The sequence below is a fragment of the Neisseria sp. P0009.S008 genome (genome assembly GCF_051958615.1).
Taxonomy (GTDB): Bacteria; Pseudomonadota; Gammaproteobacteria; order Burkholderiales; family Neisseriaceae; genus Neisseria; species Neisseria subflava.
The window spans coordinates 215260-227595 of record NZ_JBQCVG010000001.1 but is presented as its reverse complement, the minus strand read 5'-3'; the positions used below and the strand labels follow the sequence as shown (position 1 = coordinate 227595).

At 50.8% G+C, this 12336-nt stretch carries 15 protein-coding genes; 10 read left to right on the top strand and 5 right to left on the bottom strand.

All coding sequences use genetic code 11. From position 1 onward, the window contains the following. Positions 1 to 34: 34 nt before the first annotated feature. From ACTHSQ_RS01090 to ACTHSQ_RS01080, 3 genes are all read right to left on the bottom strand, one after another. Complete coding sequence (locus tag ACTHSQ_RS01090; protein ID WP_440370972.1) at positions 35 to 1270, bottom strand: beta-ketoacyl-ACP synthase; 1236 nt, start codon at positions 1268 to 1270, stop codon at positions 35 to 37. Then, entirely contained in the window at positions 1264 to 1992 is a 729-nt protein-coding gene (gene fabG, locus ACTHSQ_RS01085; protein WP_070633570.1) for a 3-oxoacyl-ACP reductase FabG, read from the bottom strand. The genes ACTHSQ_RS01090 and fabG overlap by 7 nt, the downstream gene beginning before the upstream one ends. A 65-nt stretch (positions 1993 to 2057) precedes the next feature. After that, positions 2058 to 2546 (bottom strand): ApeP family dehydratase, encoded by a 489-nt coding sequence (locus ACTHSQ_RS01080; protein ID WP_440370971.1) that lies wholly within the window; start codon positions 2544 to 2546, stop codon positions 2058 to 2060. A gap of 110 nt (positions 2547 to 2656) precedes the next feature. On the opposite strand from ACTHSQ_RS01080, the gene ACTHSQ_RS01075 reads away from it, so the two are divergent. The 8 genes from ACTHSQ_RS01075 to ACTHSQ_RS01040 all read left to right on the top strand — a co-directional run bounded on the left by ACTHSQ_RS01075 (position 2657) and on the right by ACTHSQ_RS01040 (position 8765). Beyond that, on the top strand, positions 2657 to 3418 hold the full coding sequence (locus tag ACTHSQ_RS01075) for a beta-ketoacyl synthase chain length factor (RefSeq protein ID WP_440370970.1): 762 nt from the start codon (positions 2657 to 2659) through the stop codon (positions 3416 to 3418). Then, a complete protein-coding gene (locus tag ACTHSQ_RS01070; protein WP_440370969.1) occupies positions 3415 to 4173 on the top strand; it encodes a lysophospholipid acyltransferase family protein in 759 nt (252 codons plus the stop codon). The genes ACTHSQ_RS01075 and ACTHSQ_RS01070 overlap by 4 nt, the downstream gene beginning before the upstream one ends. Then, the gene (locus ACTHSQ_RS01065; RefSeq protein WP_003685586.1) at positions 4170 to 4430 is read left to right on the top strand and encodes a phosphopantetheine-binding protein; all 261 of its coding nucleotides are present in this window, start codon (positions 4170 to 4172) and stop codon (positions 4428 to 4430) included. The genes ACTHSQ_RS01070 and ACTHSQ_RS01065 overlap by 4 nt, the downstream gene beginning before the upstream one ends. A 12-nt stretch (positions 4431 to 4442) precedes the next feature. Further along, entirely contained in the window at positions 4443 to 4694 is a 252-nt protein-coding gene (locus ACTHSQ_RS01060) for an acyl carrier protein (RefSeq protein WP_003685738.1), read from the top strand. Positions 4695 to 4766: 72 nt separating this feature from the next. Beyond that, the gene (locus tag ACTHSQ_RS01055; RefSeq protein WP_440370968.1) at positions 4767 to 5306 is read left to right on the top strand and encodes a hypothetical protein; all 540 of its coding nucleotides are present in this window, start codon (positions 4767 to 4769) and stop codon (positions 5304 to 5306) included. Positions 5307 to 5618: 312 nt separating this feature from the next. Then, positions 5619 to 5924, top strand: coding sequence for a hypothetical protein (locus ACTHSQ_RS01050; protein WP_440370967.1), 306 nt, complete (start codon positions 5619 to 5621; stop codon positions 5922 to 5924). 12 nt (positions 5925 to 5936) lie between these two features. Beyond that, positions 5937 to 7640: an AMP-binding protein gene (locus ACTHSQ_RS01045; RefSeq protein WP_440370966.1), complete on the top strand. Its 1704-nt coding sequence runs from the start codon at positions 5937 to 5939 to the stop codon at positions 7638 to 7640. A gap of 36 nt (positions 7641 to 7676) precedes the next feature. Next, on the top strand, positions 7677 to 8765 hold the full coding sequence (locus tag ACTHSQ_RS01040; RefSeq protein WP_440370965.1) for a methyltransferase: 1089 nt from the start codon (positions 7677 to 7679) through the stop codon (positions 8763 to 8765). A gap of 91 nt (positions 8766 to 8856) precedes the next feature. Here the strand turns inward: ACTHSQ_RS01040 and ACTHSQ_RS01035 are convergent, their stop codons facing one another. Further along, positions 8857 to 9513, bottom strand: coding sequence for a cytochrome b/b6 domain-containing protein (locus ACTHSQ_RS01035; RefSeq protein ID WP_440370964.1), 657 nt, complete (start codon positions 9511 to 9513; stop codon positions 8857 to 8859). Positions 9514 to 9566: 53 nt separating this feature from the next. Between ACTHSQ_RS01035 and ACTHSQ_RS01030 the strand changes: the two genes are divergently transcribed. Both ACTHSQ_RS01030 and ACTHSQ_RS01025 read left to right on the top strand, forming a co-directional pair. Further along, a complete protein-coding gene (locus tag ACTHSQ_RS01030) occupies positions 9567 to 10448 on the top strand; it encodes an NAD(P)H-hydrate dehydratase (RefSeq protein WP_440370963.1) in 882 nt (293 codons plus the stop codon). A gap of 149 nt (positions 10449 to 10597) precedes the next feature. After that, positions 10598 to 11545, top strand: a complete 948-nt coding sequence (locus ACTHSQ_RS01025) for a bile acid:sodium symporter family protein (RefSeq protein ID WP_440370962.1) — start codon at positions 10598 to 10600, stop codon at positions 11543 to 11545. A gap of 69 nt (positions 11546 to 11614) precedes the next feature. On the opposite strand, the gene ACTHSQ_RS01020 is transcribed toward ACTHSQ_RS01025, so the two are convergent. Beyond that, a complete protein-coding gene (locus ACTHSQ_RS01020) occupies positions 11615 to 12178 on the bottom strand; it encodes a YceI family protein (RefSeq protein WP_440370961.1) in 564 nt (187 codons plus the stop codon). Positions 12179 to 12336: the final 158 nt, after the last annotated feature.

The following is a 12336-nucleotide window of genomic DNA, read 5'->3' as shown; positions in this document are numbered from 1 at the left end:
TCAGACGGCCTTTAATTATGAAATCAAGCAATGATTATTCTTGCCAACGTTTGAACACCAGCGAAGTATTGACGCCGCCAAAAGCAAAGTTATTGCTGACCACATAATCGGTTTGAATCTCACGTCCGCCCGTTTGAATGTAATCCACCTTGCCGCAACGCGGATCGATGTTCTCCAAATTGACAGTAGGTGCAAACCAGCCGTTATTCATCATTTCGATGGTAAACCAGGCTTCCAATGCCCCGCACGCGCCGAGTGTATGGCCGAGATAGCTTTTTTGCGAACTCATTGGCACAAAACCAAACACTGCCTCAGTCGCCAATGTTTCGGCAATATCGCCTTTTTCGGTCGCCGTACCGTGACCGCTGACATAGCCGACTTTATCAGGCGTAATACCGGCGTCTTTCAACGCAAGCTCCATACATTTTTGCATGGTCTCTTTTTGCGGTTGGGTAACGTGGCTGCCGTCGCTGTTGGCACCATAGCCGACAAGTTCGGCATAGATTTTCGCACCGCGCGCACGAGCGTGTTCCAATTCTTCCAATACGAATATGCCTGCGCCTTCGCCGATGACCAATCCGTCTCGAGCGTTGTCGTAAGGGCGCGGCGTCAGCTCAGGTTTGCCGTTGCGGCGGCTGGCGGCATAGAGTGAATCAAAAACATAAACTTCGGACGGACAAAATTCTTCGCCGCCGCCAGCCAGCATCATATCAATCAGGCCGTATTTAATCGCTTCGTAGGCATAACCAATGCCTTGGCTGCCCGAAGAACATGCGCTAGAAGTCGGGATAATGCGGCCTTTCAAGCCGAAGAAAATACCGATATTGGCGGCAGCCGTATGTGGCATCATGCGCACATAAGTATTGGCGTTGAAATTGCGCGATGTGCCGGTGAGCAAAAGTTCGCCCATATCGCCGATGTCTTTGGTACTGCCGACAGACGAACCGCACGCTACGCCCATACGGCCGTCTGTAATGCTTTCATCACCCAGCAAGCCCGCATCCGTCAAGGCTTGTTCCGCCGCATCGACACACAAATGCGACACGCGCCCCATGCTTCTGAGCTGCTTGCGCGTCCAATGTTCGGGAGGAGAATAGCCTTCAATCGGCGCACCCAGTTGCGCTTCCAATTCAGGAAAGCGTTCGCTCCAGTCCATGTGTTTGACTGCGTTTTTTTCGGCTTTAAAGGCCGTCTGAATACTTTGCCAATCACGGCCGAAAGCGGTAATACCGCCGATACCTGTTACTACGACTCTTCTGGTATTCAACACAAACCTCCGTTCACAGCAATCACTTGGCGCGTAATGTACGCCGCTTTTTCATCCATCAAAAAGCGCACCGCATGCGCTACTTCTTCCGGCAATCCCATACGCGCGGCAGGGACGGCCTTTAAGATTTCTTCGACAGGCACGTTCTCATCGATAATATCGGTATCGATAAGGCCAGGTGCCACGCAGTTGACGGTAATTTTGCGTTTAGCCAACTCAACCGCCAAGGCCTTTGCTGCGCCGATCAAGCCCGCTTTGGACGCGCTGTAATTGACCTGACCGCGGTTGCCCGTCAAACCGGACACCGACGCCATGCACACAATCCGTCCGGCTTTGCGGCGGCGGATCATCGGCATGGTCAAAGGGTGCAACACATTATAAAAACCGTCCAAATTGGTACGCAGCACCAAGTCCCAATCGTCATCAGTAAACGCAGGAAACGCATTGTCGCGCGTCAGGCCGGCATTCAACACCACGCCGTAATATGTGCCGTTTGCCTCAATGTCGGCAGTCAAAATTTCACGGCAGGCTTCTCGGTCGGACACGTCAAACTGCAACACGCGCGCATTTCTACCCAATATACGGATTTCTTCCGCGACGGCTTCCGCTTCATCGCGGCGGCTGCGGCAGTGGACGACAATATCAAAGCCATCCTGCGCCAAACCAAGCGCGACGGCTTTGCCGATACCGCGATTAGACCCTGTAATTAAAATAGTTTCACTCATACGTTTTCTCACTATATCGACAGGCCGTCTGAATCTTTGTCTTTTCAGACGGCCTTGTAAACGGTTTAAATGATTTGACCGTCTTTCGGACTGTACACATTTAAAGAAGCTTTTGCCAGCAAACCGTCCGGCGGCAACAGATGCTTCACTTCTTCCGGCGCATCCGTCCAGCGCAACTCGCAATCAAATACGCCCATACCGCCCAAATCCTGAATGGACACATACGCCCTGACTTCCAGCTCAGTACCGACAGGCACGGAATCAGCAAACAAATCCAGCTTGCGCGTTCCCAATAAAAAACCCAAGCGTACAGGCTCTCCGGCCTTTAAAGCCTCAATGCCTGCAAACGCGCCTATGCCCTGCGCCATCAATTCCATATAAGCCATAGACGGCAACACGCCGTCCTGCAGCAAAATATGCTTGTCGCCAACCGGCGCACGGCAAACTGTGTAGTCATCGCCAAATTCTTTCACACAATCGATTAGCACCATATGTCCGCTGTGCGGAAGCAGCGAAGCCACATCATAAATCGGAGCACTCGGTATTGAAGGCATAAAATGTCATCCGGGAATAAATTACGTTACAATATGCATTATAACAGAGCCTAGCTTTTACTAACCCATTTCATTACAATGTATGAAAATGTAAAACATTGAAAGACATCATGCCTCAAAACGTTTGCCGTTTCAGCTTCAATATCGCCGCATGGCAGGCCTCCTCCAGCAAAATCAGTACGCCGGAGCAATGGCGGGACTGGGCGCAGGGAAAACTCGATACCGCATCACTGCCGGAGTGCAAACCCGCGCTCTCCTTTTTGCCGCCTATGCAACGCCGCCGCTTGGGAAAAGCGGCGCGCTTGGTTTGTGATGCCGCATGGAATCTGGCCGACCAATATCCTGAAAGTGTACCGGTATACGTTTCGCACGACGGCGAAAGCAACCGCAGCTTTGAATTGTGGCAAGAGCTTTTGAACACGCATACCGTATCACCGACCTCATTCGGCCTGTCCGTTCACAACGCGACGATTGGACAATGGTCGATGTTGCGTAAAGACATGAGCGAGCATACCGCGTTAGCCGTTGCCGCTGATTCCTTTGAAACCGCGCTGACCGAGGCATTCGCGCTTTTACAAGACGGTGCGCCATCTGTTTTAGTGATTGTCGCCGATGATCCTCTGTCTGAAGACTATCCCGTCTTGGCTACACGTGCGCCGTTTGCCTATGCATTGGCACTGGTCATCACCAAAGGCGAAGACTATACCTTAAGCTTGGAAACCACATCCGAGAGGCCGTCTGAAAACCCTAACGATACAACAGTCGAGCCCTATTGGAGCAGCTTGGAGTGGGTACGCTTCCTGCTTTCAGACGGCCGACAACACACGCAACACTATGCCGGTAGAAACTGGCACTGGCAGAAAAACGCATGAAGACTTTAGACTATTTCCGTCGCTTTTTTGCCACACTCTTCGGCTTCATCCTCTTCGGTGTTGCAGGCGTATTGTTCAAAATCGCACTTTTGCCCTACACGCTCAAGTCCACCAAAGGCGACATCCCGCGCCAGCTTGCCGCCCGCCGCATGATAGGCCGCGTGTGGCGGTTTTTCGTCGGCTATCTGCAATGGTCGGGCGTATTGAGCGTCCGTTTCAACGGATTGGAAAAACTCGGCAGGCCCGGCCAGCTCATTCTTGCCAACCATCCCTCGCTTTTGGATATCGTCTTGCTGATCAGCCACTATTCCGAGCCGAACGTACTGGTCAAAAAAGACCTGTTGAACAACCCCAGCATGAAGAGTCAGATTATCGCTTCCGGCTACATCCCCAACGACGAAAGCATGGAAATGTTGGAAGAAATCGACGCCGTGTTCAAAAGCGGGCAAAGTATGCTGATTTTCCCCGAAGGCACGCGCACAGGCTGGGACGGACAGGTTAAAATGCACCGTGGCGCGGTATCGCTCGGTTTGCGCAGCGCATCGGTCATTACCCCCGTGTGCATCAAAATGACGCCGCCCAATTTCAAAAAAGGCCAGCCTTGGTACAAAATACCGCCGCACAAAATCCATTATGAAATCACCGTCGGCGACGACATCCTGCCCGAAGAATGGCTGTCGGAAAAACCCCTACCCATCGCCGCAAGGCGTTTAAACGAATACCTTCAAGACTATTTCACAAGGAAAACCACATGAATAACTTAGAAAACCAAATTAAAGAATTGATCATCGACAGCTTGGGGCTGGAAGACATCACCCCTGCCGACATCGGCAGCGAAGACCCGCTCTTCGGCGACGAAGGCTTGGGTCTGGACTCCGTCGACGCACTGGAACTCGGTTTGGCAGTGCAAAAAACCTTCGGTTTCCAACTCGACGGCGAAAACGACAACCTGCGCGACAACTTCGCCAACGTCAAAACACTGGCAGAATTCGTCAAAAGCCGTCAGGCATAAAGGAGAAGCGATATGACCGAACAAGAAGTACGCACCCTTCTGACCGATGCACTGGTCAACCTGTTTGAAATCGAACCCGAGCGCATCAAACCCGAAACCAACCTCTACGAAGATTTGGAAATCGACAGCATCGACGCCATCGACCTCATCGACCACATCAAACGCGAAACCGGCCGCAAACTGCAAGCCGAAGACTTCCGCAACGTGCGCACCGTAGAAGACGTGGTTCAGGCGGTTTTAAAAGTACAAGCACAAGATTCCTGATTCTGATTTAAACCGGCATATTTTCAGACGGCCTTGTCAATCGGCAAGGTCGTCTGAACATCAATAACAACCATGAAAATATTAGGAAAACTCCTGCTTACCCTCGCCAGCATCGCCTATCCGCTCCTATGGTATTACGGCAGGGAAAACGGCGCATTTTTCTGGCTTGCAGCGACCATGTGTGTGTTATGGCTGATACGCGCCGCCATGCCGCAAACCACAGCCCAGCGCATAACGGCGATTATCCTTGCCGCCTTTTTCGCCGCGGTACTGGTTTTCAGACGGCCCGACTCGATGTATTGGTATCCCGTCGCCGTCAACGCGCTGATGCTTGCCGTTTTTGGCGGTAGCCTGTTTGCCAAACAAACCGTCATCGAACGCCTCGCCCGACTGCAACACCCCGACCTGCCGCCCGAAGGCGTGCGCCACACCCGCCGCGTTACGCAAATCTGGTGCGGCTTCTTCATCCTCAACGGCGCAACCGCCGCCATTTTGGCAGGCTTGCAATATTACGATTGGTGGGCGGCTTATACCGGCATCGTGTCGTATGTGTTAATGGGGCTTTTATTTGCTGGAGAGTGGGTGTATCGGAAAGCCGTATTGAAGGTGTAGGTCGTCTGAAAACGCATCAATCATTACTCATTTCATATCAAAGGAAAATACAGCTTCAACAACGAGGGCATTCTCGAATCACAGCACGCGGAAGGTTTGGTATAACTTGGTATTGGAGAGAGTTTTCAGATTAGATTATCAACCTCGCAGGCTGTGGTTACCCTTTTTACCACCATTCCTGTACTGACCGGAATGACGGTAGTTAGATTTTGACAGACAACTGCAACATACCTTTGCTTCTTTACTTTTGGAATATTGTTTTTCCAACCCAACCTAAACTTACCTAAGATATTAATAAAAAGGAAACAATCAATGAAAATGATTTCTTACTGGAAAGGGATTGACGGTCAACCAGAACCCTTGGAGATTTATGAAGACAAAGAGGGGCTAGTCTTTATTATTGGTACATATAATCACAAAAACCAAAATAAAGCCGAAAAAGCATTGGGCATTCATTGGGGAGATTACCCTCAATCAAGAGGTATTTTGGCTCCTTGCGTCATACCTGCTGAAACACGTTCCGCAATCCTTGCAGGTTTACTGCATCAAGCTATTAATAAACAAGATATGGAAGCCATTAATCGCATTTCCGATGCAATTAATTTCTTTATTAATTAATAAATTATAATTATGCACCTAACCCAAATCCTATCCCCCGACCTGCCCCAACAAGACCTTATCGCCACTCATCCGAATTGGACGCGCGCTGATTTCAACCGTGCGGTTTTCCGGCTGTCAGGTCGTCTGAAAATGGCAAACGTGCAAACTGCCGCGTTGTGGTTTGACGATGCCGCGCTGTTTGCCTGCGCCGTGTTGGCAGTGTGGCATTCTGGCGGAAAGGTTTTATTGCTGCCCAATTTGGCGCAAGACAATGTGGCGTGGGGGAAAACGGCAGAAGCGTTTTTAACGGATTCAACAGATAAAAAGCTGTCTTCAGACGGCCTGAACATCTGGCACTTGCCTGATGTATTAGCTAAAACAGATTTGGAAGGGCTGAACACCCATCCTGAAAACTATCTGATTCCCGACCATGCCGAAGCATGGCTGAAAACATCGGGCTCCAGCGGCGAAGCGCAGATTATTGTGAAAACCGCCGCGCAAATGCAGGCAGAAGCCCTGACTTTGGCAAATACGTTGCCATTTGGACAACACGGTGAAACCGTGGTCGGCAGCGTGATTCCGCAACACCTTTACGGCTTCACTTTCCGCTTCGCACTCGCACTGACAATGGGTTGGACTATGGAACGACAGCAGGCGGTTTATCCGGAAAACCTGCTTTCCAGCACAGCCGCACATAATAAAGTGGTGTGGATTGCCAGCCCAGCCGTACTCAACCGCTTGGGCGAAAACCGCAACTGGCAGAGTATCGGCCATAAAATTGCAGGCATTGTCTCAGCCGGAGGCGCGCTTCCTTCAGCCACAGCGAATTTGCTGCAACAGGCTGCCGTCCGCCCGTTTGAAGTTTATGGCAGTACCGAAACCGGCGTGATTGCCTCACGTTGCGAACGCCAAGAATGGCAGCCTTTCAAAGGCGTGGAAATCGGGCAAAACGAAGAAGGCGCACTGTGGGCTTCTTCGCCTTGGTCGCCCGAACGCCGTCAAACAGCCGATTTGATTGAGCCACAAGATGACGGTTTTCTGTTACTTGGTCGCCAAGACCGCATTATTAAATTTGAGGACAAACGCGTGTCGCTGACCCAAATCGAACACGAACTTTTACAACACCCTTGGGTTGCCGACGCCCACTGCGGCCGCCATCCGCAGCATCAACGCATTGCCATATGGGCAGCATTAAATGCAAACGGTATTGCCGCCTTGCGCGAGAAAGGCCGTGCTGCGGTTGCCAATACGCTTAAACGCCATCTGGCCGCCACGCAGGACACCATCGCCCTGCCGCGCTACTGGCGTTTTACCGACAGCCTGCCGCGCAACGCCCAAGCCAAAATCGCCGCGGCAGATTTTCAGACGGCCTTTACCGTTGCCCAAACTTCGCCCGTTTGGTCGAAAACATCATCTGACGATGAAACCAATACCGAAACTTTTATCGGGCGCGTGCCTTTGGATTTGGTTTATTTCGGCGGCCATTTTTCCACCTTCCCGCTGGTTCCAGGCGTGGTCGAGCTGCAATGGGTGCGCAACCTGATCGCGTCCAAGCCATGGAGTAAACAGCGCGTTATCCGCATTGAAAATCTAAAATATCAGCAGTTTATCCGTCCTCACGATGAAGTGTCGGTAGAGCTGAAATATGATGAAGGTAAAAACAAACTGAGCTTTAAAATCAACAACGGAGAGCATCCGTGTGCATCAGGACGGATTGTGTTTGAGGCCGTCTGAATATACTTATTAACTTTTTAGTGGAAAACCAACAATATGCAACTCTTCCCTGCCCTAGAACAACGCTATTCCCACGAACACCAGTCCGCAGGCGAGGCTCAACGTCTAGCTCAAGAAATCGCTTTTGCACCGATTGTGTTCCAAGTTTCCCGCCTGATGGTGAAATTTGGCATTCTGGACCTGCTGAACGACCATCCAGACGGCCTCACTCAAGCCGAAATCGCCGAAAAAGCGAAAATCAGCAACTACGCGGCACAAGTCCTGCTGGAAGCCTCGCTGTCTATCGGCACTGTCTTGACTCGCGACAACCGCTATTTCATCAGCAAGGCCGGTTGGTTTGTCCTCAAAGACAAAATGGCCCGCGTCAATATGGATTTCACGCAGGAAATCTGCTACCAAGGCATGTTTGATCTGGAAAAAACCCTGCAAACCGGCAAGCCCGAAGGCCTGAAAGTATTCGGCGACTGGCCGACCATTTACGAAGGCTTGTCTTCATTGCCAAGCATCGCGCAGGAAAAATGGTTTGCATTCGACCATTATTATTCCGACAATTCCTTCGCCGAAGCACTGAATACCGTGTTCGCCAAACCGGTTAAAAAACTGCTCGATGTCGGAGGCAATACCGGCCGCTGGGCGGAGCAATGCGTCGGCTACAACGCCGAAGTCGAAGTTACCATCATGGATTTGCCGCAACAAATCGGCTTGATGCGCGAAGCGACCAAAGGCAAAAACGGCGCGGACCGTATCCACGCCCATCCGGCCAACCTGCTTGATCCTGAAATTCCGTTCCCAACCGGTTTTGACGCGATTTGGATGAGCCAATTCCTAGACTGTTTTACCGAAGAACAAGCCACCAGCATTCTTCAACGCGCCGCTGCATCCATGAGCGAAAACACCAGCCTCTACATCATGGAGCCTTTCTGGGACAGACAACGCTATGAAACCGCCGCCTACTGCCTGACCATGACCAGCCTGTATTTCACTGCCATGGCCAACGGCAACAGCAAAATCTTCCACTCCGAAGACCTGATCCGTTGCGTTGAAAAAGCCGGATTGAAAGTAGTGGAAATTTCAGACGGCATCGGCCGCGGCCACAGCATCTTGCGCTGCGTTAAGGCCGTCTGAACATCATCTTTTAAACCCTAAAAAGAAACCGACCCCAACAGCCATTTCAGCTATCGGGGTCGGTTTGTTTTTAGGTATCAGCATTAAAACATCAGCCGCGCAACATCCATACTGCGCACACTAAAGCAATCGCCACCAACAAAGCGGCAAACAGTTGTCCCATTCCGGCCAATTTAGGCTGCTTGGCATCGATGGTTTTAAAGCCGTTAATCATCGGCGTAATCAAATCCTGTTTTTTCACAAAGCGATACAGCAAAACAGCCGCGATATGTACGCCCGCCAAAACAGCTAAGACATTAAAGAAATTGACATGGATTTTTCGCGCCAGCGTACCGGCGTGTTCGCTGACCAAATGATTCAAAAAGCCGGAATTGGTAAACGTATTTTCATCGGCGGCAAATAAACCTGTGGCCGTCTGAAAAACCAAGGCGGCCAATAAAGCGATGACCATCTGCGCGCCCAAAGGATTGTGGCCGACCAATTCGTCTTCAGACATTTGGCCTTGCGTGTAGCGGCGGATTTCGGAAAACGGGCGCACAAATTGGCTGAATCTTGCCGTATTACTGCCCCAAATCCCCCAGCACAAGCGGAAAACCACCAAAGCCAGCATCAACAAGCCGCCGCGCAAGTGCCATACCAGCATATCGCCGCCTTGGGTTGCGCTGTACCACATGAATCCCATCATTAACACCAAGAGCCAATGGAACAGGCGCGTAGGTGCGTCCCAAACTTTTATTTTTTGCTTCATTACCTTTTACTTTCTGATTTAAAATTAAATTTCTTATCTTGGAAGGTTACGCCATGCAACCCATCTATACGCTTCCCGAATCGCTTCAAGCTTTTCAGACGGCCTTAGCATTTCCCGACGTATTCCGCCCCCGCACCCAAGAATCGCACAAAGGCACATACGGCACGCTTGCCATTATCGGCGGTGCAACGGGAATGAGCGGCGCGGTGGTTTTGGCAGCCACAGCCGCGATGTATCAAGGGTGCGGCAAGGTTTGGGCGGGCTTCAACCAAGCCACGCTACCTTTTGCCATTATTCCCGAACGTCCTGAAATTATGCTCGCCACTGCGACCCAACTGATGGAGCGCAACGATGTCGGCGCACGGGTAATCGGCTGCGGCTTTGGCTTGGACGGATTATCAGAGCAGCTGCTACCCCAAATCCTGTCTACACACCATAACCAGCCTTTATTGCTCGATGCAGATGCTTTGACACTGCTTGCCCGTTCTTCCGAATTAGCCGAACGCCTCAAATCGTACAAACATATCGTCCTGACACCTCATCCGGCCGAAGCCGCCCGCCTACTCGGCACCGATACCCAATCAGTTCAAGCCGACAGACAGAAAGCCGTAACCGAAATCAGCCGTAAATATGGCGCGACCGTCGTGTTGAAAGGCCATCATACATTGGTGGCCACGGCAGACGGCATAGTCTATACCAACACCAGCGGCAATGCCGGTTTGGCCACTGCAGGCAGCGGCGATGTTTTGAGCGGCATTATCGGCAGCCTGCTGGCACAAGGCATTCCGACATTCCAAGCCGCCTGCGCCGGCGTATGGCTGCATGGTGCGGCGGCCGATGTCATCAAACACAGTGTCCAAATCGAAACCGGTATGCTTGCCGGAGAAATCGCACCTGCCGCCCGATGGCTGCGCAATATTTTATCAAAAGAATAATGCCGTCTATATAGCAAATACAAATCACAGGCCGTCTGAAAATCAATTCTTATCTTCAGACGGCCTTATTTATTTTAATCCATTTTGCAAATTAAGGTTAAGGCGTGTATCCTTGGTTTCCCTTAAAAACAACTTCACAACATATCATCATGAATACCCTCAACAAAATCAGTGATTTTATCGGAAAGACCTTTTCCCTTTGGGCCGCGCTCTTTGCCGGCATCGCTTTTTTCGCACCCGACACCTTCAAATGGGTCGGCCCTTACATTCCTTGGCTACTGGGCGTCATCATGTTCGGCATGGGCTTGACCCTCAAACCCTCCGACTTTGACATTTTGTTCAAACACCCCAAAGCCGTCATTATCGGCGTGATTGCCCAATTCGCCATCATGCCTGCGACTGCCTATCTGCTGGCGAAACTGTTAAACCTGCCTACCGAAATCGCGGTCGGTGTGATTTTGGTCGGCTGCTGCCCGGGCGGTACGGCCTCCAATGTGATAACCTATTTAGCGCGCGGCAATGTGGCTTTGTCGGTTGCCGTTACATCGGTTTCTACCCTGATTTCCCCATTGCTGACTCCTGCCATCTTCCTGATGCTTGCCGGTGAAATGCTGGAAATCCAAGCGGGCGGCATGTTGATGTCCATCGTCAAAATGGTTTTGCTCCCCATCGTTTTGGGCTTGATTGTCCATAAGGTTTTGGGCAACAAAACTGAAAAACTGACCGATGCGCTGCCGCTGGTTTCCGTTGCCGCCATCGTGCTGATTATCGGCGCGGTAGTCGGCGCCAGCAAAGGCAAGATTATTGAAAGCGGCCTGCTGATTTTTTCAGTTGTCGTACTCCACAACGGTATCGGCTATCTGCTCGGCTTCTTTGCCGCCAAATGGACCGGCCTGCCTTATGATGCACAAAAAACGCTGGCCATCGAAGTCGGTATGCAAAACTCAGGCTTAGGCGCCGCCCTTGCCGCCGCACACTTTGCCGCCGCGCCGGTTGTTGCCGTTCCCAGCGCATTGTTCAGCGTGTGGCACAATATCTCCGGCTCGCTTCTGGCAACTTATTGGGCAGCCAAAGCCGACAAAAATCAACACTCCTAACTACGTATAATTATAAGGCCGTCTGAACAGATTCCGTTCAGACGGCCTTTATTTTAAAATCAAGCAGGATTATTGTTTGGCTGCTTCGATTTGGATATTGATGTTTACTTTTTTGCTCATACCGGCACTCACCAGATAATCCAAGCCCCATTTGGTACGGTCGATGGTGGTGCTGAAGTCGCCGCCGCACACTTCTGCTTTTAACATCGGGCTTTGGTAGCAGTTGAATTTGTCGGCTTTGAGTTTCACCGGCGCAGTTTTGCCGTTCATGGTCAGATTGCCGTCAACGGAAAGCAGTTTTTTGCCGTTGAAATTGAACTTGGTAGATACAAAACGGATTTCAGGGTATTTGTCTGCATTGAAAATATCGGCAGATTTCAAATGTTGGGTAAAGTGGTCAGAACCGGTTTGCAGTTTGGACAAAGGCAATACGATATCGATAGAGCCTTGGCGTTTGGCACGGTCAAATTCCAAATTGCCGGTCAAACCATAAATACCGCCGACGTTGGTGCTGGTGTTGAAATGGTCGATGGCAAAGCGGGCATTGGCATGGAATTCGTCCACTTTATAAACAGCGGCAGACACAGCAGAAGCCAACATGGCCGAACACAATGCAAACATGATTTTTTTCATCGTCTTATCCTTAAAAGTGTGAGAAGTTCCCTATCATATCACTTTTTGATGCCAATATCTTTTGCAACTGGGAAAGACAGCGTTTCATCTTAAGAAAACATCAGGCCGTCTGAACGAAAGGACAGCAAATTCAGGTGAAGCAAACACAGTTTAGTTTT